Genomic DNA, 22445 nt, shown 5'->3' with positions numbered 1-22445 from the left:
TCGCCGCGGACCTTGTTGACCACGTCGCCCACCGGGCGCGATTAGCACAGATTCCCCGGAATCGTCGAGCCGGCGCTGGACGTCTCGCCCGGGTCGGGGACGGCTCTCCCCGAGGGACCCTCGTTACACATGGAGGTATACGCCGGGGCGGGCAATGAGCCGCCCCGGCGCGAACGTTCAGCGTTGCCGGGTGAGCAGACCGGGCCGCCACGGCAGTTGGTTGTAGTCGCCGCCGGCGTTGGGGTTCTTGCCCTGGTAGAGCAGTTGCAGGTTGCAGGGGTCGATGGTCTTGGTCTGATCCGGGTTGGTGCGGACCAGGTCGCCGTGGCTGATGTCGTTGGTCCAGGTGGCGCCGCTGTTGGCCTTGCCGGCGAACGGGTTGCTCTCGGTGGCGGCCTGCGGCGTCCAGTTTCCGTTGAGGCTGGTGGCGGTGAACGACCGGAAGTACCGGCTGCCGCTGGCCCCGATCGCCTCGACGATCATCAGGTACTGATTCTGGCCCTGCACCTTGTAGACCTCGGGCGCTTCGAACAGGTTGTTCCTCGTGTCGCTCATGATCGTGGTGTACGAGGAGCCGAAGTTTCCGGGGAAGTTCCCGATCGGCATGCTGGCCCGATAGATCTTGCCGTTGTCACCGGCGAAGAACAGGTACATGTTCTGCCCGTCGGCGATCAGGGTCTGGTCGATCGGGCCGGTGCCGGAGTCGGAGATGCTGCCGGTGAACAGCGGCTGCGGCGCGGACCAGCCGTTGGGGTTGGTCGGGTCGCTGGAGGTGCGGTAGATGAACGGCCACGCGCCCCATTGGTAGGCCAGCACCCAGATGTTCTTCGGGGCGAAGTAGAGCAGCGTGGGGGCCACGGTGCCCTGGCTCATCCCGTTCTGGCCGGTGGTGGCCATGTCGGACCAGTTGGTGAACGGGGTGAAGTTCATCGAGCCGTACGAGGAGCCGTTGACATTGGAGGCGTACACCAGGTGTTTGCCGTTGTGGACGACGTTGGTGAAGTCCTTGAGTGAGACCCAGCCGTTCTTCGGGTTCGCCAGCACACCGCTCGACGTCCACCGGTAACTCGACGGCAGCGTGCAGTTGCCGCCGGGGGTGGACGGTGAGGTCGACGGTGCCGGGCTCGACGGTGAGCTCGGCACCGGCGCTCCGGTGCACGCCACGCCGTTGAGGCTGAAGGCCGACGGGACGGGGTTGCTGCCGGTCCACGAGCCCGTAAAGCCGAACGACACCGAGCCGTTCGTCGGCACCGAACCGTTGTAGGCCACGTTGGCCGCGGTCACCGTCGTGCCGCTCTGGCTCACCGTGGCGTTCCACGCCTGGCTGACCTTCTGCCCGGCGCCGTAGGCCCAGGTCAGCGTCCAGCCGGAGAGCGGGTCGCCCAGGTTGGTGACGGCCACGTCGGCGTTGAAGCCGCCCTGCCATTGCGACGACACGGTGTATTCCACCGAGCAGCCGGCCGCGGCGGCGCCCGCGGGCAGGGCCACAGCGACCGCCGCCGAGGCCGTCACGAGGGCGGCCGATACCACGCCGACCTGAATCGATCGAGATCTGGTCATGAATTCTCCTTAAGGCGCGGTGAGCTCGAAGCGGTTGACGGTGACCGCGCCGCCGAGGGACTGGGTGGCGTAGTTGAAGACGCCGAAGCGGTAGCCCATGAAGAACTGCCATGCGTTGTTGAGGGTGAACGCCGGGCCCAGCGTGGTGAAGGTGCTGCCGTTGGTGCTGTAGGAGAAGGTGGCCGTACGGCCGGATCCGGGTCTGATGTCGGCGGTGGCCCGCAACCAGATCTTGCCGCCGGAGACGCTCGCGCCCGCGGCCTCGGTGCCGGTGCCGGTGCCGGTGGTGGCCCAACTGGAGTTCATGGTGAGGCCGTTGGTCATCGAGACCCGGGTGACGCCGTTGTCCTTGCGGATGCCGATCCAGGCTGACGAGTCGCGCAGCATGGCCAGCCCGGCCCGATCGCCGTTGGCCATCTGGGAGTAGTCGAGTTCGATGGTGGCTGTCGACGACGGTCCCTGGATGCGGTGGGTGAGGGTGTTCCGGGTGCTCCTCTCATCGTCTGGTCCAGTTCTGTGCGGCGGACCCGGTACAGGTCCGGAGGGTGACGGTGGAGCCGTTGGTGGTATTACCGCTCTCCGCGCACAGACCCGATTGGGCGTTGCGGACCGTGCCGCCGGAGGTGTGGCTCCACCGCTGGTTGGCGGCGCCGCTGCAATCCCATAGCTGGGCCTTGGCGCCGCTGGTGGCGCCGGTCGGCGAGTCGAGGCATTTGCCCAGCGAGCGCAGGGTCTGCCCGTCGTAGGCCCACTGCTGGTTGGCCGCGCCGCTGCAATCCCAGATGATCGGCTGGGTGCCGTTGGCGGTGCTGCTGCCGGGGACGTCCAGGCAGCGCCCGGAAGCGGCACTGACCAGCGCGCTGCCGCTGCCGCTGCTCGGGTCGCCGATGGTGCCCGGCACCGAGCGCAGTGCGGCGTGCCAGGTGGCGGCCATCTTGTCGTAGCCGGCGGCGGTCGGGTGGACGCCGTCGATCAGGTCGGCGGTGGTGAGGGCGGCGTGCATGTCGACCAGGTGCACTCGCGAACCCTTGCTCCGCACGATCGTGGACAGGGCCGCGTTGTAGGTGCGGGCGGCGGCCTCCTGACCGGAGTTGGCAAGCGGGATGATCGTGGCCACGAAGACGTCCGCCGACGGCACGGTGCTGGTGATCCGGTCGATCAGGGTGGACAGCCGGCCCGGGGCGCCAGGCACGTTGTAGTTCTGCAGGATGTCGTTGGTGCCGATGTGCAGCAGCACGGTGCGCGGGGTGGTGGTGCGCAGCCAGCCGGTGACGTTGGCATCGATCTGGTCGATGCGCCAGCCGGGATGGCCCTGGTGGTCGTGGTCGCCGAGGTTGGCCGGCCCGTTGAACTGGGTGCCGACGAAGTCGACGCGGTATCCGGCGGACGCCAGGCGCTGCCAGAGCCCGATCCGGTAGCCGCCAGGGATCTGGGTGCCCTCGGTGATGGAGTCGCCGAGCGGCATGACGCGGGTGCCGCCGTTGGATTCCGCGGCCGCCGCGGCGGGATGGAGGAACACCAAGGCAACGGCAAGAGCAGCAGCGAGTACGGTCGAATGGAGTCGCCGGCTTCGAGTGGGCATGGCAAAGCCTCCTGGGGGAATGAGCAGGCTTGTTATCGCTCACCCGCCCGCTTTCTGAGGAGCGCGGACGGACGGGGGGATGAGAGCGCTAACACTCCCCTCGGAGATTGCCAGGATGTGTCGAGACATTCAAGGATGACTTTTTGACGCTCGACCGCGTTCACATCGCGAAAGAAGTTGTTTCCGCGAAAGTGTTATGCGGCCGACCTGTTCATTGTCGGGCTCGCATTCCCACCCAGCTGACGCTCGGCCAGGCGCGGATGTGGGCTGGGCGGCCAGGCCGGAAAACCAGTACGCACCGCCTTTGGGGCCCATGAAATGAGGAACCGGCGATGGCAGCCGCCGTCAGCGGTTCCGCTGGTTTCCAGTCGCTGGCGGGAGTCTGTCCGGCGCCTGCGCCGGAGCGGGCTCGGATCAGGTCCATCGCTGGTTGGCGCCGCCATTGCACGACCAGAGGATCAGCTTGGTGCCGTTCGTGGTGGCGGCGTTGTTCGCATCGACGCACAGGCCGGACTGGACGCTGGTGATGGTTCCGTCGGCGTTGACGTTCCACTGTTGGTTGAGGGCGCCGTGGCAGTCCCAGATGATGACCGCGGTGCCGCTGGTCGTGCCGTTCCCGGAGGCGTCCAGGCACTTGTTCCCGTACACCATCAGCTGTTTGCCTCCGGTGTAGGACCACCGCTGTTTCGCACTGCCGTCGGACGATCGACGTGGACTCGGCCGATCGATTGCCCTGGGCATCGAGGACGAACAGCCGATGGTCGCCGGACGACGAGGGCACCTCGATCGAGGTGACGGTGCCGTCCGCCGTCGTCATCCTCGGCCCGGCGGCTGCCGGCCAGTTCCTCCAGCTCGCGTCACCGGTGCTACGGATCCTCACCGACGATGTCCCGCCGGCGACGGCCGTACTGGCCGGCAGGGCATTGTTCGGCGGGGAGCGACGGCCCGACGGAACCATGTCCCGGAACGCGTCCCGGAGCCCGGGTCCGGCGGAGTGCCGGACCCGAGCGCGGTGGATCACTCAGGCCCGGCACCCGCGTGGGAGTCGACGTGGAGCGGTGGTCGCCCAGGCCGAGCTGTCCGTCCAGGCCGTGACCCCAGGTCCACACCGTGGGCCGCAATGAAAATTGTTATTAGCTTGCATTCATTGACATCGTAAAAGTTTTTGCCTTCTCATTGACGGAGGTCGACGGTGTGGTGGTGCGTGATCACTGCGGCGCCCGTGCGGCCCGGCTCATCCCCCGTCAAGGAGCTATCTCGTGACCAGATCTCCCGTCCGCCGCATCCTGGTGACGGCCGCGGCTGTGGCCGTGACCGCAGCAGTGACAGCCGTCGGATTCACCACCGCCCACCCGGCGAGCGCCGCGGTGGCCTGCGGCGTCGTCTTCGACGACTTCAACTACGGCTCCAGCTCCGACCCCGCGCTCGGCCAGCGCGGCTGGCACGTGCGCACCAATCAGGGTGGTCCTGGTGTGCCGGGAGCGAGCTGGTCCGCCGCCAACGTCTCGTTCCCCACCGTGGACGGTCAGAGGGTGGCCCGCCTGCAGGCCTCCACCAACGGCACCGCGGGCGGCACCAGCCACGCCGAACTCTCACTGTCCGACCGGCGGTTCTTCGAGGGCACCTACCTGGCCCGGATCAAGTTCTCCGACACCCCCGCCTCCGGCCCGGACGGCGACATCGTGAACCAGACCTTCTACACGATCAGCCCGCTGCGGTACGCGTTCGACCCGATCTACAGCGAGCTCGACCTCTCCGAGTACCTGCCCAACGGCGGGTGGGGCGAGAACGGCCCGACGAACTTCCAGACCACCTGGTACACCTACCAGCCCGACCCGTGGGTGCAGGACCGCCAATACAGTAAGCAGAACGCCAGCATCGCCGGGTGGCGCGACGTCATGGCCACCGTGGCGAACGGCGAGATCAAGTACTACATCGACGGCCGGCTCGTCGGCACACATGGCGGCAAGTACTACCCACGGCAGAACATGTCGATCGACTTCAACCAGTGGTTCATCGACCTGACCGGCCACTCCGGCGGCACCAGCGTCTGGCACGAGCACATCGACTACGTGTTCCACGCCAAGAAGCAGGTGCTCACGCCGGCTCAGGCGACCGCGCAGGCGAACGCTTTCCGCGCGAGCGGCACCACACACACCGACAACGTCACCGGCGACAACAACTGCACGCCCGGCTCGACGGACAACCCGCAGCCCACCGGCGTTCGGATCGCCAGCAACTGGAACAACAAGTGCATCGACGTGTCCAACGGCAACTTCAACCCGGGCCAGCGACTGCAGGTCTGGGACTGCGCCGACACGGTCAACCAGCGGTTCGAGTTCACCGGTGGCACGCTGCGCGCGCAGAACAACACCTGCATGGATGTCGCCGGGGCCGGCACCGCCGACGGCACACCCATCCAACTCGCCACCTGCAACGGCAACTCGGCTCAGCAGTTCGTCCTCAACGCGGCCGGCGACCTGGTGAACCCGATGTCCAACAAGTGCGTGGACATCGCGGCCTGGAATCCGAACAACGCCGCACCCCTGCACCTGTGGACCTGCGTTGGTGGCGCCAACCAGAAATGGCGCCGCATCTGACGCGTCCGTCCTGATCAGCTCGGCCCGCACCCGTGGGCCGGGCTGATCCCGGTCGATCATCGACGGGCGCCGACCGCCATCCTTCCCCCAGCACCGCCTCACGCCCGCGAGCCGAGTAGCACCAGCTCGCGGGCTACCGGAAGACCTCAGTACCCGTAGATCATCTTGTAGGCGACCGCCGGCAGGAACTGACCGCGCTGGAACCGCCACCCACGCCGCAGTTGCCGTCGGACTCGCCCGGCGTCTTGAGCCACAGCAGCATCTCGGCACCCCCACCGAGCTGGCTCGGAGTACCGATCCGGCGGTCGGCGGGGTTGCACCACTGGCCATTGGCGCCGTTGCCGTTACGGCTGGTGTCGATCACGAAGGGCTTGCTGTAGCCGTACCGCCGCCGGGGCGGCCCTGACGGTCAGGCCTACTCGTACGAGATGGCACCCAGTACGTTCGTCCGCGCGGCCCGGCTCGCCGGCAGGATTGCCGCGACCACGCCGACCAGCGCCCCGAGGAGCAGGTAGAGTCCGATGCGCGACCAGGGCAGGGCGATAGTGGTGATGCCGTTGGCGTGGAGCGCCCGCACGGCCGCCGCCCCGAGCCCGGCACCGGAAGCGACGCCGAGCATCGCGCCGAAGGCGGAGATGACCATCGCCTCGACGGTGACCATCCATATCGTCTGACCGCGCGAGAGGCCGACCGCCCGCAGCATGCCGAGTTCCCTGGTGCGTTCAAGCACTGACAGCGCCAGCGTGTTGATGACGCCGAGGACCGCGATGAGCACGGCCAGCGCCAGCAGAATCTGCGACATGGTCAGGATGAGATCGTACTGGCCGGTCCGCCGCTTGATGTACCCCTCCCGGTCGGTGACGGTGATCTCCGGGCTGTCGCCGAGCACCTTCTCGATGTTGCCCCGGACCTCCTGGACCGGCACGACGCCGGTGAGCGTCAGATCCACGTTGGACAGCTGCGGTACGGCGAGCTCCGGCACCATCGAGGTGGGCAGCAACCACTCGCCGACGGGGTCCGCGCCGGTGTAGACGGCGGCGACGGTCATCTTGCGGGCGTCCCCATAGTGAAGTTTCACCTCGACGACGGAACCGGGTTGCAGCGAGCGCTCCCGCGCGAGCTGGTCGCTGACAGCGACCTGATCGGCGGCCAGCTCGCCCAGTGTTCCCTCGGTTGCGCTGACCGAGTACATCCGGGCGATCGCGGGCACGTCGGTCACGACAGCGATGCCGGCCGGGTTCCCGTCGATTTCCGCCTGACCCCGGTATGTCCCGGCCACGGAATCCACACCGCGCAGAGTTCGTATCCTCTCAAGGATTGCCGGGTCGAACGTCGGCGGGTCGTCGGCCAGCGACGTGTCACCGGCGACCAGCAGATCAGCCTTCATCCTGCTCACGACACGGTCGCGTACGCTGGCGGTGGTCGATGCCAGCACGGTGTTCATCCCGGTGATCAGCGCGATGCCGACCATCAGCGCGGTGGCGGTGACCGCCGTCCGGCGCGGATTGCGGCCGGCGTTGAGTCGCCCGAGTTGTCCGGCTGCGCTCCAGGCGAAGGCCCGCCCGATGCCTGCGACGAGCGGCCGGGCCAGTACCGGGGTGAGCAGGATGAGACCGAGGAATGCGGCGGTCGCGCCGGCACCGATCATCCATGGCTGTCCGTCTCGGGCGGCGCCGGCGCCGAGCACCGCCGCGCCGATCACCGCTACGACGCTGCCCGTGACGGTCGTCGTCGTGAGCGGGCGGTCCGGCGTGACCGACTCCTGCAGTGCCTCGATCACCGGGATGCGGGAGGCGCGGAGCGCGGGCACCACGGCGGCCACCATGCTCACCAGCACGCCGACGCCGAAAGCTGCGATCGGTGCGGCCGCGGGGACGCCGATTCCGGCGAGTTCCAGTTGGGTGCCCCGGGTACTGAAGAGCCACGCCAGTGATGCGCCGGCGCCGATGCCGAGCGCGAGTCCGACAGTCGCCGCGGTGACGCCGACCACGAGCGCTTCGAGCAGGACCGAGGCGATGATCTGCCGGCGGCTGCCGCCGAGCGCCCGCAGCAGGGCCAGCTCTCTCGTGCGTTGCGCGACGATGATCGAGAAGGTGTTGAGGATGAGGACGACGCCGACGAGCAGGGAGACGGCGGCGAAGCCGAGCAGGATGCCGTTGAACAGCGACAGGTCGCTCTGCGCGTCTTCGCGCGCGGCGGCCTGCAGTTGCGCCCCGGTCTGCACCCGGAAGTCGCTGCCCAGTGCGGCGCGAAGGCTGTCTCGCACGGCGGCCGGGGTGACACCGGCGGCGGGTTTCACGTCGACGGCGGAGTAGACCCCGTCGCGGCCCAGCATGAGCTGCGAGGCGACCGACTCGTGGAAGGAGACCTCGAGGTTGCCGCCGAGGCTGTCCCGTCCGCCGGTGTACTCCATGACGCCGACGACGGTGAACGTGCGCTTCGGTTGCATGGTGAGGATGCCGACCCGGTCGCCGACCCGGACGTCGGCGGCGGTCAGCAGTGCCGCGTTGAGCACCACCTCGTCGCCGGTGGCGGGGGCGCGGCCGGAACGCAGTCGGACCAGGGCGTTCTCCCCGGTCCAGTTCGACCCGAGCCGCGACGAGCCGGTCGTGGTGACGACCTTGCCGTTGGCGCCGATCACCCGGGCGCCGTCGACCGAGATGATGCCCGTTGCGGCGGCGACGCCGGACACGGCACGGACCCGGGAGACGACCTCGGCCGGCAACCCGGTACGGATTTCGTCATCGTCCTCCGTGGTGGCCCGCGGTGGCGCCTGCCGTACCTGAACATCGACGGCGCGGTATTGCAGGGCGTAGAGGTCGTCGAAGGACCGGCCGAGCGTGTCGGTCAGGACGAACGCTCCGGATACGAAAGTCACGCCGAGCACGACGGCGAGCCCGGACAGCAGCAGCCGCAGTTTGCGGGCGAGCAGGCTCTTGAGGGTGGTGCGAAGCATCGGGTCTCAGCAGCCGATCCGGTCGAGGATCTTCATGGTGTCGAGCACGGCCTCCGCGGACGGCTCCCAGATCTCGGTGATGATCGAGCCGTCGGCGAGGAAGACGACGCGGTCGGCGTAGGCGGCCGCGACCGGGTCGTGGGTGACCATCACGATGGTCTGGCCGAGATCACGCACGGAGGCCCGCAGGAACCGGAGCACGTCGGCACCGGCGCGAGAGTCGAGGTTGCCGGTGGGTTCGTCGGCGAAGATGACCTCCGGTCCGGCCAGCAGTGCCCGGGCGCACGCCACCCGCTGCTGCTGGCCGCCGGAGAGCTGGTGGGGACGGTGCTTGAGCCGGTCGCGCAGGCCCACGGCGTCGATCACCCGATCCAGCCGGGCCGGATCGGGTCTGCGGCCGGCGATGGTCATCGGCAACCAGATGTTCTCCTCGGCGGTCAGTGTCGGCAGCAGGTTGAACTGCTGGAAGATGAAGCCGATGTGGTCGCGGCGCAGCCGGGTCAGCCCCTTGTCCCGCAGTCCGGTCACCGTGGTCCTGCCGACCATGATCGTGCCGCGGGTGACCGTGTCCAGGCCGGCCATGCAGTGCATCAGGGTCGACTTGCCGGATCCGGACGGACCCATGATCGCCGTGAATTCGCCACCGGCCACCTCCAGGCTGACGTCACGCAGCGCGGTGACCTGGGCCTCTGCGCTGCCGTAGACCTTCCACACGTTTTCGACGCGTACGGCTGGGGACGCCCCGGTGTCACGGGTGGTGCCGTTGAGCATGCTGGTTTGCATCTGATGCCTTCCTGGAACGGATGTCACGCCGGTCGTGCTGCACTACCGTCGCGGGCGCTGTGACTGATCCGCTTCGGCGCCGGACAGTAGATCGGCCCTACACCAGCGGGAGTAGGACGACGGCGTCGGCTCCGGTCTCGCCCCTACTGCCCGCAGACGATGTTCGGACGCGCCCGCCTCGATATCGTGATCGTCATGTCAGCGTTGATCGGGTGGAAGGGGCGCGTGCGTGGCGAGGTGCTGCGCCACCCGCAGCTGACCGATGCCGCCCTCGGCGTAATGATCTTGTTGCTGGTCCTCGGGGCGATGGTGGCCGACGGCGACGACCACGAGAGCCACAACCTGCGCGGCATGGGTTACGCGGCGGCCGCGGCGGCCGCCGCGCTCATCGCCGTACGGCGGCTGTGGCCGGTGCCGATCCTGGCGGCCGCGACGCTGGCGACGGCCGCCGCGACAGCCGTCCCGGACCTGCTCCCCCAGTTCGCGGTGGCCGCCCTGGTGTGCGCGTACACCGTCACCTCGATCGAAAACAGGCGCCGGGCCTGGCTGAGCGTCGCGGTCGCAGCCGTCGTCGTCTATCTCGCCGCGGTCCTGGTCGGTGGCTCCGCATGGCGGCAGCCGGAGACGGTCACCGCCCTGGCCTGGGCGGGCATGGCCGCCGCCCTCGGCGACGCGGCCCGGATGCGGCGCGGATATCTGGCCGCCGTTCTGGAACGCGCGCGGCGCGCGGAACACACCCGCGAGGAGGAAGCGCGCCGGCGGGTCGTCGAGGAACGACTACGCATCGCGCGTGAACTGCATGACGTGGTGGCACACCACATCGCCGTGATCAACATCCAGGCCGGGGTCGCGGCGCACGTCCTCACCGCGCAGCCGGGCAAGGCGCAGGAGTCGTTGACCGCTGTCCGTCACGCCGCCCGAACCGTGCTGGAGGAGATGTCCACGGTTCTCGGCGTGCTGCGCGCTCCGGATGATCCGGCGGAGCACCTCGGGGAGCCGCCTCCGGGGCTGAGCCGGCTGGACGCGTTGCTCAGTACCGTGGCTGCCGGCGGCCTTCGCGTCGCCCACGTGCAGCAGGGTTCCGCCAGGCAACTCCCCGCGGCGGTGGACCACGCCGCGTTTCGGATCGTCCAGGAGGCGCTGACCAACGCCCACAAGCACGGCGCCGGGGACACCGTCGAGCTGCGCCTCGTCTACACGAACGAGGACGTCCAGATCTACGTCGACAACGCGGAAGCCCTTCACCCTTCGACGCCGCCGGCCGGATCCGGCCATGGCCTGCTCGGCGTACGCGAGCGCGCCGCAGCCGTCGGCGGCACCGTCACCGCCGGCCACGACGGCACCGGAAACTTCCGTCTCCAAGCCCGCCTGCCAGCGCCTCCGACGAGGAACGAGCCGTGACACACATTCGCGTCCTGCTAGCCGACGACCAGAAACTCATCCTCACCGGCCTGCGGGTCCTCATCGAGTCAGCCCCCGACCTCGAGGTCGTGGGCACCGCCACCACCGGCCGCGAAGCGGTCGAGATGGCCCGCGCCACCCGGCCCGACGTCGTGCTGATGGACATCCGGATGCCCGAGCTGGACGGAATCGAAGCCACACGCCTGATCACCGAAGACGACGACCTCGCCCCCGTAAGAATCCTCATCTTGACCACCTTCGAGCTCGACGAGAACGTTCTGCACGCGCTTCGCGCCGGCGCCAGCGGGTTCCTCAGCAAGGGCGTCGAACCGGCCGACCTGCTCAACGGCATCCGGCAGGTGGCCGCCGGAGAGTCGCTGCTGTCCCCACGGGCGACTCAAACTCTCATCTCACGCTTCCTGGACACACCACCACCAGGCCCCACACATTTACCGAACGCGATCAAAGGGCTCACTCCCCGGGAAACCGAGATCGTCGCCCTCGTCGCCGTCGGGCTCTCCAATGACGAAATCGCCCAGCGCCTCCACGTCTCACCACTGACCGCCAAGACACACGTAAACAACGCCATGGGCAAGCTCGGCGTCCGGGACCGGGTACAACTGGTCGTCCTGGCGTACCGCAGCGGCCTCGTACGCGCCGGCGACCACGTCGACCACCAGCTCTGAAGCAACCTGCCTCGACCGAGTAGCACATCGAGGTCCCGGCGCCGGAAAGGAATGACGGCCGATCCCGGCCAACGCTCCTCGCGGATACAAGACAACCCGCCGGTGCAGGATCTGCCTCGCCCCGGGCGGTGCCGATGTCACCGAGTCGCGCGACCGGGTCCGCCATCTGAGCCGGGCTCATCTGCGACGCCGGCGCGCCACCGTTGGGCCCGATCAGGCCCCGCACGGTCATCAGCACGAAGAAACGCACGACGACCAGCGCCAGGGGTGTACGAACCACAGCGCGCCCGCCAGCATCGCCACACCCGCGGCGACCTGCCCAGCCAGAATGACGGCGCGGGTGGCGCCACGACCAGCAACGCCGGCCGGGCCCTCACCAGCGCTCAAACCAAGTCAGTCTGCGCCGGAGGGTGCCAATCGGCGTAGCGGGCCATGGAGCGCAGCGCCACACGCGGCGGCGTCAGGCGCATCACCGTGTTGCGGGCGGCCACCGCGATCGGGTTCTCGAGCTGCTGGCCGAAGCGGCCCATCATCCGCGACGCCTTCGCCACCTGCTGACTACGAGGGCGGCGCTGGACGTCGTAGGCGGCGAGCCCGTCCGGCCGGCCGGCGACGCCGGCCAGCACGACGGCGTCCTCCAAAGCCTGGTTGGCGCCCTGGCCGAGGTTCGGCGTCATCGCGTGCGCGGCGTCGCCCAGGAGCGCGACGCGGCCGCGGACGTACGTCGGGAGCGGCTCGTCGAGGCAGGCCAGGTCGTCGCGCAGCACGGTGCCGGTAGCCGCGACGAGGGCGGGTATCGGCTCGTGCCAGCCGCCGAACCTGTCCAGCACCAGGGCCTTGTCGTCGCCGGCCGGCCCGCCGGGCACGGCGTTCACGGCGGCGAACCAGTAGACACGGCCGTCCACCAGCGGCACGATGCCGAACTCGGCGCCCCGGTCCCAGGTGAACGCGACCGCGAGGTCGCCGTCCCAGGGCGGCGTCACCCCGCGCCAGACCCGCACGCCGACGTGCACAGGGGCGGCGGCCGGCCACATCAGCCGGCGCACCGTGCTGTGTATGCCGTCCGCGCCGACCACGAGGTCCGCCGCGATCCGAACCGGTCCGGCCGGGCCGTCGTAGTCGACCAGGCCGTCCGCGGTGACGGCGGTGACCTGCGCGCCGGTCACCACCGTGCCCGCCGGCAGCGCGCCGAGCAGGATCTCGTGCAGGGCGGCGCGGTGGATGCCGACCGCGGACGTCTTGAGCAACCGTTCCAGGTCGCCCGCCGGGACGCGGGCCAGCCACCGGCCGTCCGGCCGGCGTGTGCCGGCGGACGCGTCGGCGAGGCCCCGCATCCGCACGGCCTCGCCAAGGCCGAGTGCGTCGAGGCAGCGCAAGCCGTTCGCCTGCAGCACCAGGCCCGCTCCGACCGGCCCGAAGGCCGCGACCCGCTCGAGCACCGTCACGTCCCAGCCCTCGCGGCGCAGGCCGATCGCGACGCTCAGTCCGCCGATGCCGGCCCCCACCACGACTGCCGTCCGCGTCATTCCCCGCTCCTTCTACAAAAGTAGAGGCGCCACACTACAGCCGGCACCACCGCTGACGACAACCACCCAAGATCTAACTAGGTCACCGCCCCATCGCAAACCGTCACCACCGCAGGTACAGCAACAACCAGCAACCGGCACCATCAAATGCTTCGTGGGTACGCACCGCCGGCAACCCGGCATCGATGCGGGCCGCACCGATCGACGTCGAAGGGACACCACCACCATGTCCGAGGACGCCCGCTCCACCGAAAACCAGAAGACCGATGACGCTGCCGCCGAGGAGGAACAGGACACCGCAGCGCAGCAGCCTCCTAAACGCGCCGACGCACGGATCGGCTCGGCCGGTGGAGGCCCCTACCCGCTCGCCGATCCGGAGCCAGAAGCGGACCAGGGTCCGTGACATGCCGTGGACAAGGTCATCTCGCGTCGATGCCACCGGTCGTCCTGGCCCGGCCTCTGAACGGGTCCGGAACTCCTCGAACAGGTCCGCCTCACCGGCGCACGAGCAGACCGGCCACTGTGCCGAAGGCGACCTGCTTGACAGTCAGCCCGGCTGCCGGGCAGGCGTCTGCGGTGCGGCATGGCGCACGCGGAGGATGAGCAGGATGACGAGGGCCATCATCCAGGTGGGAAACAGCAGCACGAAGGCCGAGTTGAAGGTGGCCATCAATAGCAACAGCAGCCCGACCAGGTAGCTGGGCCAGACGAACCAGGCGGGTATGAGCCCGGTGTGCCGGCCGATGCTGGCGGTGGTGAGCACGAAGATGCCGGCCATTCGGCTGCCCAGTAGCACGGTTACCACCAGGCCGAACTGTGGGAAGCCGGCGAACCGGCTCGGGTCGACCGGTTCGCTCGAAAGCTCTGCCAACGCCGAGTTCACGCTGAACGCGGCAGCGGCGACCAGCAGCAGTGCGGCGTAGAGGATGCCGGAGACGACCTGCAAATTGGAGAACAGGAAATGCTCGGGCCGCCCGTGCACAGCCACCCACATCCGCACCGTCACGGTGAACCAGACGAACGCGATCGCCGCCAGCGGTAGCAGGTAGACCCCGACCGCCAGCACCCATGCCCCATGACCTCCGCCGTAGAACGCGGCCAGTTCAGCGGCGGACGCGTCGGCCGCGGGCGCCTGCCACATGATCCAATAGGCCCACAGATACAACACCGCGTGTGCCACGCCCATCGCGGTGGCCAGGTACGCCGTCGCCCGCGCGGGCAGGTGCACCATCTTTATGGTCATCGGTCTTCCAGGCTCTGCGACTGTCGCGATCGCCGACTCGATCTCCTTCGTACCAGGCGCCGCCGAACCCTGTTCACCACTCGCGTCAAGTCACCCGTGTCGCGTAAGACGTGCGACATGAACCTGTACGGGCAGGGACAGCGGGCATCCGACGGGCATCACGGGTCACGAAGACCAAGTGGACGTGCATCGCGAAGACGCAGTGTCTGCCAATGCGGACGCCTGTTCAGAGCGAGCGCAGGTAGTCGCGGACGCTACGGCCGTCCCCCGGCTCGGCGACCAGGCCGACGTAGCCGTCCGGGCGTACCAGGACAAGGGTGTCTGCGCCGTAGGCGTTCGCTGCATGCCCGCCTAGGTCGTGCAGGCCGCCCGGCCCGACCGCCCAGGAGCCGACGATCGCGGGATCCACACCGTCAAGCGACGGGACACCGTGTTCACCGATGCCGAGCAGGGTGAAGCGCGGACCGCGGAACAGATCGAAGAGGTGAATCGGCGCGCCGGCGGTGTCACGCAGCGGCGCGTCCGGCGCCCGGTCCCCCGGCTGAACCCGGGCGGGCCGGCCGGCCTGACGGGAGAGCCGGCTCCACGGATATCGGAGCGCCAGCTGGGTCAACTCGGGCGAGGCCACCGCGTCGAGACCGCCACCCTTCTCCTTGACAGCGTCGAGGACCGCGGCGAGCCGTTCCGAGGTGATGTCCAGCAGCCAGCTCGCGATCGGGAGCCGCTCCTCGTCATACGTGTCCAGTAGCGTCGGGGCGGCCCTCCCGGCAACCACCAGACCGAGCTTCCAGCCCAGGTTGTACGCGTCCTGGATCCCGCTGTTCATGCCGAGCCCGCCGGCGATCGGATGCACGTGGGCCGAGTCCCCGGCGAGGAACACCCGGTCCACCCGGAGCCGGTCGACCATCCGGACGTTGACGCGGTACGTCGAGCGCCACGCCAGATCGTGCAATCGCACACCCGGCAGCCCGGCCAAACGATCGAAGGTCTGCTGGAACCGTTCCAGGGTCGGTTCGAGCGGTACGCCGTCCGCGTCGAGTTCGGGGGTGGCCTGTATCTGGAACACGTCGGTGCCGGGCAGGGGGCACAGCATGACGATGCCGACGTCGGTGAACCACTGATGCCAGGCGTCGCGGCCGAGCCCGTCGACCCGGACGTCACCGACCGCCATGATTTGCATGTCCGGTGTCTCGCCACGCATCGGCAGGCCGAGTGCCTTGCGGACGGTGCTGCGGCCACCGTCGCAGCCGACCAGGTATCGGGCCCGGATCCGCTCCTCACCGACCGTCGTGGTCACCCCGTCGGCGTCCTGCTGGAAGTCGCGCAGTTCGGCGCCGCGCTCGACGGTGACGCCGAGGCCGTCCAGCCGCTCGCGCAGGATCTGCTCCACCCGCCACTGCGGGATCATCAGGGCCGCGGGGTACGGGACGTCGGGCGTGGATACCTGATCGGCCTGCGGATCGACCTCGGCGATCACCTCGGTCCCCTGGTACTTGCGGTGCCGCAGGTGGCTGATACCTGACGCCAGGATCCGGTCGGCGACCCCCAGATCGTCGAGCACCTCCTGACTGCGCGGGCTCAGCCCTTTCCCCCGGGAGCCGGTGGGGAACTCCGGCGCCCGGTCGACGATCCGCACCGCCACGCCACGACGGGCGAGGTCGCAGGCGAGCGTGAGACCGGTCGGGCCGGCACCGGCCACGAGAACATCCGTGACGGCCTCGGCACTTGCGGCAGCCGGGTTCATCGGAAATCGATGACATCGCCGGTGAGCGGGTACTGCCCGGTCCGGTCCGGTTCGGGCGGGGCGGCCACCCGTACCGGCGCGGGCGGGTCGCTGTCCAGACCGGAGATCCGGTGCTGGAGCCGGAAGTGATCGAAGGTGTACGGAATGCTGTCGCCGGCCACGCCCAACGGCAGACCCGGGTCGTCTAGGAGCAACGCCGCTCCCCCGACGATAATCGCGACCCTTCTCCGATACATGCCCGGCCGGGCTGCTCCGGACGATACCGGTGAACATTGCGACATCGTGGCTCCCGCTGCTGGACTCGAGCGTCGGCCCGAGAAGAGGTCGGCGTGTTGCCCGCCGACTCCTTCGAGCCAGTTCCTGATGCTGCTACCTGCCGTCCTCGTTCACACACTGTTCGGCAAAACCTCGGGCCTCCGCGGTCGGCGCCGGTTGAAGCGGTGGGCGGCATTCGGCCACGGCGGATGAGGCCCGTCAAGCGGACGCCAAGCACACGCCAAGTCGACCGCAACCGCTTCGCGTCAGGATCATGTCCGGCCGGCATCAGCCGGTCGGGATCTCATGGGAGGAATGACGCGATGAAGCTCTTCAACGCGCTCGGAGACCGGTTGCTGGGTCTGGTGCTGCCGAAGGCGACCGTGTCGGCGGCCGCCGCGGTCAGCTGCTGGAACACCGGCCAGAGTTGCGGTGTCGGCAAGACCCGCTACTGCTGCAGCACCGGAAACTGCTACTGCACCCCCGGCTGATGTGACCGGACGCGGGTCCGGGCGGCCGTGTGCCGTCCGGACCCGCACCTGACGGGAGGTGTCATGGCGTACGTCGCGATTGCCGGCCGATGCCTGATCGGTGTGGTCTTTCTCTGGGCGGTGGTGGGCAAGCTCCACCCGCGATCGGCTTTCCACTCCTTCGCCGCGTCGATCCAGGAGCTACCCGGCATGTCCGGCCGGAACCCCCGGGCGGTAGCCGGCCTGGTGGTCACCACCGAGGCGGCAGTGACGTTGCTGCTGATGTCCGGGACGACCGCCCTCGCGGGTCTCGGGCTGGCCTGGGTGCTGCTCGCCGCGTTTGTCGTGGTGATCGCCGCGGCACTGCGGCGCGGTGCCGCTGCCCCGTGCCGGTGCTTCGGGACGGCCGTGGTCCCGCTCAGCCGGCGGCACCTGATCCGTAACGGACTGCTCATCGTCGTGACGTCGGCCGCCGCGGTGGGCGCCGCCGGCTCCGGATCCGCCCTGCCCGCCGGGATTCTGGTAGCGATTCCGGCCGGTGTGCTGGGCGCGTTCGTGCTCGTGTTCTTCGACGACATCGTCGGACTGTTCGCCGACCAGCCTTCACGGCGTTCGGCGGTTACTCCAGGGAGACCAGGATGATTTTCATTGTCGCTGCACTCGTGCTGGTGGGAGTGCTCGGCATGCTGAATCTCGTACTCACCGTCGGGGTCATCCGCCGCCTGCGGGAGTCGCAGGGCCATCACCCCGGTGGCGCGGATCCGGTCCTGCCGGTAGGTACGGCCGTCGATGAGTTCACGGCGACGACGATCGATGGTGACCCGGTGGACGCCTTTCCCGCTCTGGTGGGCTTCTTCTCGCCGGGCTGCGCGCCGTGCACCGAGCTGCTGCCGGAATTCGCCGATTACGCCCGGCGGATGCCCGGCGGCCGGCAACGGGTGCTCGCGGTGGTCGCCGGCACTCCGGAGACTGCCGCCGACTACGTGAGCGTTCTCTCCGGAGTGGCGCGGGTCGTCGTCGCTTCCGCGGACGCTCCGTTGCTGCGGGCTTTCCGAGCCACCGCGTTCCCTGCCGTCTACCTGCTCGACGCCGAGCGGCGCGTACTGGTCAGCGGCGGACGGATGGGCTCCTTCCCGGCGCCGGTCGCGGCGCGGTGAGCGGCACACCGTCGGCGCGCGACCTCCGGGCCGCGGCCACCCAGGCCGCCGATCTGACGGTACGCTCTGCGCCCGCCGTGGTGGCCGGTTATCTCCTGGTGGTGGTGCTGGAGTCGGCCGTCCCCGTCATGACGGCCTGGCTCACCAAACTGGTCCTGGACGGTCTGACCAGCGCGGCCCCGGCCGGCACGGTCCTGTGGCTGGTCGCCGCGCTGGCGGTGACCGGTGTGCTCGCCGGCGCCGCAGGGTCGTCCGGCGAGTACCTACGCGCGGAACTCGGCCGCCGGGCCGGGCGGCGGGCCATGGACCGGCTGTTCGCCGCCACCGAACGTTTCACCGGTCTCGGCCGATTCGAGGACCCGCGATTCCTGGACCGGCTGCGCCTGGCACAACAGGGCGTGGACAGCTCGCCCGACTTCGTCACCGGCGTCTTCGGCCTGGGCCGGGCTTCGCTGACCCTGATCGGGTTCGTCGGCTCACTGCTGGTGCTGAGTCCCGTCATGACCGGAGTCGTGCTCGCGGCCGCCGTACCGATGCTGGTGATGGAGACCCGGTTGTCCCGGCGCCGTGCGGCGGTGGCCTGGCAGGTGGGTCCCGCCGAGCGCCGCGAGCTCTTCTATCGCACCCTGTTGACCAGCGTGGACGCCGCGAAGGAGATTCGCCTGTTCGGGTCCGGCGGCTTCCTGCGGCAGCGGATGACCGCGGAGCGATCCGCGGTGGACGCCGCCCGCCGCCACATGGATCTGCGCACCCTGCGGGTCGAGGGAGCGCTGGCGGCGCTCGCCGCGCTGGTCGCCGGCGGTGGCCTGGTGTGGGCGGTGCTGGCCGCCACCCGCGGGGTACTCACCGTCGGTGACGTGTCGATGTTCGTCGCCGCGGTGGTCGGGGTGCAGGGCGCCTCGCGCGCCATGGTCTCGGAGCTGGCCACCACCCATCACAGTGTCCTCATGTTCGACCACTACCGGGCGGTCGTGCAGGCCGGCCCGGACCTGCCGGAACCGGCCCGGCCCCGCCCCTTGCCGGCACTGCGGCGGGGTCTGCGGCTGGATGACGTCTGGTTCCGGTACAGCGACGAGCACCCGTGGATCCTGCGCGGGGTGGACCTGTTCGTTCCGTACGGCTCGACGGTCGCCCTGGTCGGCCTGAACGGAGCCGGCAAGAGCACGCTGGTGAAGCTGCTGTGCCGGCTCTACGACCCGCAGCGGGGTTCGATCACCTGGGACGGCGTCGATCTGCGGGAGGTTTCCCAGGCCCGGCTGCGGGACCGGATCAGCGTCGTGTTCCAGGACCACATGAACTACGACCTGACCGCGGCGGAGAACATCGCGCTCGGCGACATCGGCACTCTTGAGGACCCGTCGCGGATCCGGGCCGCGGCCGGCCGGGCCGGGATCCACGACACCCTGACGACCCTGCCCCGTGGCTATGACACCCTGCTGACCAGGATGTTCTTCGAGGGCGCCGAGCCCGATTCCGGCGCCAGCGGAGTGGTGCTGTCCGGCGGGCAGTGGCAGCGCCTGGCATTGGCGCGGGCACTGGTCCGCGATCGGCGCGACCTGATGATCCTCGACGAACCGAGCTCCGGGCTCGATCCGATGGCCGAGCACGAGGTGCACGAGCGGGTCCGCGACCACCGGGCCGGAGCGACGAGCCTGCTGATCTCCCACCGGCTCAACACGGTACGGCGGGCCGACCTGATCGTGGTGCTGGAGGACGGCAGAATCGTCGAGCAGGGCGACCACGACACCCTGATGGCGTCCGGCGGCGGCTATGCCGCGCTGTTCCGCCTGCAGTCGGAGGGCTACCGCGAGGCGGTCGGGTGAGATCGATCGGTCTCTGGAGATGGACCCGGCACTGGATCGCCGTGGTGGACGGGCGGAGCATGGAACCGGCCCTGCGGGCTGGCGACCGGCTCCTGATCCGGCGGTGCACCCCGGCTCAGGTGCGCCGGGGTGCGATCGTCGTCGCCCGCGAGCCACTGCCGATCCTGCCGGTGGACCGCGTCATCGTGAAACGTGTGCTCGCCGTGCCCGGTGACCCGGTGCCCCGAGATCGGGTGCCCGCACTCCGTGACGTCGCCGGCGACGTGGTGCCGGAGGGCTCACTGGTCGTCCTCGGCGACAACCCCGCCGAGAGCCGGGACTCCCGCGAATTCGGTTACCTGGATGCCGGGCATCTGCTGGGCGTGGCGGTCCGGCCCATGCGCTGACTCATGCCAGCAGCCGGGCCGCCTGGGCGGCGGCCGACAGACAGTACTCCAACGAGCGCCGCAGCCGGGCACGATGCTCGTCGGCGATGGAGCCCTGCCGGTGACAGCAACGGATCAGGCCCCGCATCTCCTCGGTGATCTCGTCGACGTGCCCGGCCGCGTCGGCGGCCAGCGGCAGCGGCCGGCCGGGTTCCGGCTTCGGCTGCAGCAGCGCCTGGTGCAGCCGGCGCAGCTCTGGCCCCGGTTCGACCCCGAGGTGGTCGGCCAGATGCCGATGCAATCGGCGATAGGCGGCCAGCGCCTCGACCGGCTGGCCGCAGCGCTGCAGCGCGACCATGAGCTGTCCGGTCAACTGCTCGGCACCGGGATGTTCCGCGACCGCCTCCGTCAGGACCGCCACCGCGTCGTGGCGCCGGTCCAGGTCGAGCAGGGCCCGGGCGTGTACGGCCAGCAGACTGAGATGCTCCCCGACCAGGCCGGCGCGGACCCGATCGGCCCAGGTTCCGGTGACACCGGCGAGCGGTTCGCCGCGCCACAGGTCGATCGCGTCCCGGGACAGCCGGGACGCCTCGCCGTGGTCACCGGCCTCCAGACTGGAGCGCGCCTCTTGGGCGAGACGGCGAGCCCTGTTCACGTCGACATCCGGCCAGGGCAGGTTGAGCTGGTAGCCGTCGCCGGCCCGGGCGATGTCGATCGGCTGCTCCGGCCCCGTGAGTCGCCGCAGCCGGGTCACATAGGCTTGAATGCTCGTCCGCGCCTCGGCGGGTGGGCTGTCGCACCAGACCCGCTCGATCAGCACACTGACCGGCACCGGTTGCCCCACCGAATAGGCCAGGACGGCCAGGACCGCCCGCTGTTTCGGCGGCCCCACCCTGATCGGTTTCCCCTCGGTCCAAAGTTCCACCGGCCCCAACAGCCGCAAGTCCACGATTGCCTCCCCGTGTCACGTATGCCCGATCGGCTCCGTCCACCGTGATCCCTCGTGGATGATCACGGCAGAGACTGGGATCGATACTAAGCGCAATGATGTTCATGTTGCGCTGCAACCTTTGGCTCCCGGTGAGGCATATCGCACCGGCTCTCCCGCCGGCGCCCACTCCGTCACCACGCCTCACCACGGCGCGATACGGAATCGCGGCCGACCACCTCGGCGAGGATTCACCGCCGCCAGGTTCACCGGCATGAGCCGGCATGGGCCGGCATGGGCAAACCTGAGCCGATGGCCGACACACGGGTACGAGTGGCCGGCCGTGGGCAGTACATCGACGAGGCAGCCACCGTCTGGGCGTCACGTGCGTACCGCTTCAATTGGATCCTCAGCCGGACAATGGCGATCGTCATGGGAATGGTGATGCTCGTAGGCGGCACCTCAAGAGCGATCGGCATTGACTGGCGCGACATCTACCGCTAGCCCTTGCAGGAAACGACGGGAGCCTGTCGGCACGAGCGGCTCGCAGGCCGTGGCCGGTACGGGCCCGGATGACCCCGGCCTCCGGGAGGCAAGGGCGTACGGCGGCGGCAGCAGAGGCCGTCGAGGGACGGTGGTCTCCTGTCATGCCGGATCGCTTACTCGCGTAGTGCGGTCTCGTAGGCCGAGTGAAGCTCCTCGGCCGCTCGCGGCGCGTGAGGATCCGGCCGGGGGATGCCGAGGTGCAGGTGGCGCAGATCGTCCATGAAGCGAGTAAGAAGTTCCTGGCCGCCGTCGCGTAGCAGCTCGGCACGTACCCGCAGGCGACGTTCGCCGCTGCGGTGGGCGAGGCCCCACGAGCCGAGCGCTGTCATGATCGGCAACGTTTGGATGCCGGCTTCGGTGAGCGAGTAGGCCGCCCGTTGCCCGCGCCGGGCGTCCTGCCGTGTGAGCAGGCCCGCGTTCGAGAGCCGCCGCAAGCGGCTGCTGAGGATGTTCGGGGCGATGCCTTCCTCGCTGCCGGCGAGCAGTTCGCGGAAGTGACGCCGATCGCCGAACATGATGTCGCGCAGCACGAGCATCGCCCACGGGTCGCCCAGAACCTCGACCGCCTGATTGATCGGGCAGTCCGAGCGTGGCGCGGGATCCATCGACATCCTCCTCGTAAGTGATTGCAGATTACTATCACTCTATTTAGGGTGACGGCTAGGACCTGTATCAAAGTCGGTTACAGCCATTCGTTGATCGCGGCGATGGTCACGGTGGCTTCGTAGCGGACGGCGAGTTTGTCGTACCGACTTCGTAGCGGACGGCGAGTTTGTCGTACCGAGTAGCGACGGCGCGGTTGCGTTTGAGCCTGTTGATG

General features: G+C 69.3%; 22 protein-coding genes and 2 pseudogenes. 10 read left to right on the top strand and 14 right to left on the bottom strand.

What is annotated here, in order from left to right; all coding sequences use genetic code 11:
- Positions 1-177: 177 nt before the first annotated feature.
- The 5 genes and pseudogenes from KZ829_RS39110 to KZ829_RS44965 form a co-directional block, all read right to left on the bottom strand.
- Complete coding sequence (locus tag KZ829_RS39110; protein ID WP_220148888.1) at positions 178-1560, bottom strand: non-reducing end alpha-L-arabinofuranosidase family hydrolase; 1383 nt, start codon at positions 1558-1560, stop codon at positions 178-180.
- A gap of 9 nt (positions 1561-1569) precedes the next feature.
- Positions 1570-2052, bottom strand: a pseudogene (locus KZ829_RS39105) (beta-xylosidase family glycoside hydrolase); the annotation flags it as partial.
- A gap of 4 nt (positions 2053-2056) precedes the next feature.
- Positions 2057-3079 carry a ricin-type beta-trefoil lectin domain protein gene (locus tag KZ829_RS39100; RefSeq protein WP_372454010.1) on the bottom strand — a complete coding sequence of 341 codons (1023 nt, stop codon included), beginning with the start codon at positions 3077-3079 and terminating at the stop codon, positions 2057-2059.
- Between the two features lie 477 nt (positions 3080-3556).
- Positions 3557-3793 (bottom strand): ricin-type beta-trefoil lectin domain protein, encoded by a 237-nt coding sequence (locus KZ829_RS39095; RefSeq protein WP_372454009.1) that lies wholly within the window; start codon positions 3791-3793, stop codon positions 3557-3559.
- Positions 3794-4008: 215 nt separating this feature from the next.
- Positions 4009-4251: an RCC1-like domain-containing protein gene (locus KZ829_RS44965; RefSeq protein WP_372454014.1), complete on the bottom strand. Its 243-nt coding sequence runs from the start codon at positions 4249-4251 to the stop codon at positions 4009-4011.
- A 150-nt stretch (positions 4252-4401) separates the two neighbouring features.
- Between KZ829_RS44965 and KZ829_RS43645 the strand changes: the two genes are divergently transcribed.
- Entirely contained in the window at positions 4402-5742 is a 1341-nt protein-coding gene (locus tag KZ829_RS43645; protein WP_308285852.1) for a ricin-type beta-trefoil lectin domain protein, read from the top strand.
- A gap of 160 nt (positions 5743-5902) precedes the next feature.
- Here the strand turns inward: KZ829_RS43645 and KZ829_RS39080 are convergent.
- The 3 genes and pseudogenes from KZ829_RS39080 to KZ829_RS39070 form a co-directional block, all read right to left on the bottom strand.
- Positions 5903-6112 (bottom strand): annotated as a pseudogene (locus tag KZ829_RS39080) (glycoside hydrolase family 6 protein); the annotation flags it as partial.
- Positions 6113-6157: 45 nt separating this feature from the next.
- Positions 6158-8698 carry an ABC transporter permease gene (locus KZ829_RS39075; RefSeq protein ID WP_220148883.1) on the bottom strand — a complete coding sequence of 847 codons (2541 nt, stop codon included), beginning with the start codon at positions 8696-8698 and terminating at the stop codon, positions 6158-6160.
- 6 nt (positions 8699-8704) lie between these two features.
- A complete protein-coding gene (locus KZ829_RS39070) occupies positions 8705-9469 on the bottom strand; it encodes an ABC transporter ATP-binding protein (RefSeq protein ID WP_220148942.1) in 765 nt (254 codons plus the stop codon).
- A 207-nt stretch (positions 9470-9676) separates the two neighbouring features.
- Between KZ829_RS39070 and KZ829_RS39065 the strand changes: the two genes are divergently transcribed.
- Together KZ829_RS39065 and KZ829_RS39060 are read left to right on the top strand one after the other, a co-directional pair.
- On the top strand, positions 9677-10882 hold the full coding sequence (locus KZ829_RS39065; RefSeq protein ID WP_220148882.1) for a sensor histidine kinase: 1206 nt from the start codon (positions 9677-9679) through the stop codon (positions 10880-10882).
- Positions 10879-11568 carry a response regulator gene (locus tag KZ829_RS39060; RefSeq protein ID WP_308285851.1) on the top strand — a complete coding sequence of 230 codons (690 nt, stop codon included), beginning with the start codon at positions 10879-10881 and terminating at the stop codon, positions 11566-11568. The genes KZ829_RS39065 and KZ829_RS39060 overlap by 4 nt, the downstream gene beginning before the upstream one ends.
- A gap of 383 nt (positions 11569-11951) precedes the next feature.
- Here the strand turns inward: KZ829_RS39060 and KZ829_RS39055 are convergent, their stop codons facing one another.
- Positions 11952-13094 (bottom strand): FAD-dependent monooxygenase, encoded by a 1143-nt coding sequence (locus tag KZ829_RS39055; RefSeq protein WP_220148881.1) that lies wholly within the window; start codon positions 13092-13094, stop codon positions 11952-11954.
- 154 nt (positions 13095-13248) lie between these two features.
- Between KZ829_RS39055 and KZ829_RS39050 the strand changes: the two genes are divergently transcribed.
- The gene (locus tag KZ829_RS39050) at positions 13249-13497 is read left to right on the top strand and encodes a hypothetical protein (RefSeq protein WP_220148880.1); all 249 of its coding nucleotides are present in this window, start codon (positions 13249-13251) and stop codon (positions 13495-13497) included.
- A 144-nt stretch (positions 13498-13641) separates the two neighbouring features.
- Here the strand turns inward: KZ829_RS39050 and KZ829_RS39045 are convergent, their stop codons facing one another.
- The 3 genes from KZ829_RS39045 to KZ829_RS39035 all read right to left on the bottom strand — a co-directional run bounded on the left by KZ829_RS39045 (position 13642) and on the right by KZ829_RS39035 (position 16275).
- Positions 13642-14325 carry a hypothetical protein gene (locus tag KZ829_RS39045; RefSeq protein WP_220148879.1) on the bottom strand — a complete coding sequence of 228 codons (684 nt, stop codon included), beginning with the start codon at positions 14323-14325 and terminating at the stop codon, positions 13642-13644.
- Between the two features lie 238 nt (positions 14326-14563).
- Positions 14564-16081 (bottom strand): FAD-dependent monooxygenase, encoded by a 1518-nt coding sequence (locus KZ829_RS39040; protein WP_220148878.1) that lies wholly within the window; start codon positions 16079-16081, stop codon positions 14564-14566.
- The gene (locus KZ829_RS39035) at positions 16078-16275 is read right to left on the bottom strand and encodes a hypothetical protein (RefSeq protein WP_220148877.1); all 198 of its coding nucleotides are present in this window, start codon (positions 16273-16275) and stop codon (positions 16078-16080) included. Before KZ829_RS39035 ends, KZ829_RS39040 begins: the two co-directional genes overlap by 4 nt.
- 384 nt (positions 16276-16659) lie before the next feature.
- Between KZ829_RS39035 and KZ829_RS39030 the strand changes: the two genes are divergently transcribed.
- From KZ829_RS39030 to KZ829_RS39010, 5 genes are all read left to right on the top strand, one after another.
- A complete protein-coding gene (locus KZ829_RS39030) occupies positions 16660-16827 on the top strand; it encodes a hypothetical protein (protein WP_220148876.1) in 168 nt (55 codons plus the stop codon).
- Between the two features lie 63 nt (positions 16828-16890).
- On the top strand, positions 16891-17448 hold the full coding sequence (locus KZ829_RS39025) for a MauE/DoxX family redox-associated membrane protein (protein WP_220148875.1): 558 nt from the start codon (positions 16891-16893) through the stop codon (positions 17446-17448).
- The gene (locus KZ829_RS39020) at positions 17445-17963 is read left to right on the top strand and encodes a TlpA family protein disulfide reductase (protein WP_220148874.1); all 519 of its coding nucleotides are present in this window, start codon (positions 17445-17447) and stop codon (positions 17961-17963) included. Before KZ829_RS39025 ends, KZ829_RS39020 begins: the two co-directional genes overlap by 4 nt.
- Complete coding sequence (locus KZ829_RS39015) at positions 17960-19786, top strand: ABC transporter ATP-binding protein (RefSeq protein WP_308285850.1); 1827 nt, start codon at positions 17960-17962, stop codon at positions 19784-19786. The genes KZ829_RS39020 and KZ829_RS39015 overlap by 4 nt, the downstream gene beginning before the upstream one ends.
- The gene (locus KZ829_RS39010; RefSeq protein ID WP_308285849.1) at positions 19783-20172 is read left to right on the top strand and encodes a S26 family signal peptidase; all 390 of its coding nucleotides are present in this window, start codon (positions 19783-19785) and stop codon (positions 20170-20172) included. Before KZ829_RS39015 ends, KZ829_RS39010 begins: the two co-directional genes overlap by 4 nt.
- A 1-nt stretch (position 20173) precedes the next feature.
- Here KZ829_RS39010 and KZ829_RS39005 read toward each other — a convergent pair whose 3' ends face one another.
- Positions 20174-21100: an AfsR/SARP family transcriptional regulator gene (locus tag KZ829_RS39005; protein ID WP_220148873.1), complete on the bottom strand. Its 927-nt coding sequence runs from the start codon at positions 21098-21100 to the stop codon at positions 20174-20176.
- Positions 21101-21391: 291 nt separating this feature from the next.
- On the opposite strand from KZ829_RS39005, the gene KZ829_RS39000 reads away from it, so the two are divergent.
- Positions 21392-21583, top strand: coding sequence for a hypothetical protein (locus KZ829_RS39000; protein WP_220148872.1), 192 nt, complete (start codon positions 21392-21394; stop codon positions 21581-21583).
- Between the two features lie 155 nt (positions 21584-21738).
- Here the strand turns inward: KZ829_RS39000 and KZ829_RS38995 are convergent, their stop codons facing one another.
- Positions 21739-22230 (bottom strand): winged helix-turn-helix transcriptional regulator, encoded by a 492-nt coding sequence (locus KZ829_RS38995; protein WP_220148871.1) that lies wholly within the window; start codon positions 22228-22230, stop codon positions 21739-21741.
- Positions 22231-22445: the final 215 nt, after the last annotated feature.

Origin of the sequence: Actinoplanes hulinensis (genome assembly GCF_019429605.1) — a bacterium.
GTDB lineage: Bacteria > Actinomycetota > Actinomycetes > Mycobacteriales > Micromonosporaceae > Actinoplanes > Actinoplanes campanulatus.
The sequence above is the reverse complement of the archived record's forward strand: the minus strand, read 5'-3'. Positions and strand labels throughout refer to the sequence as shown.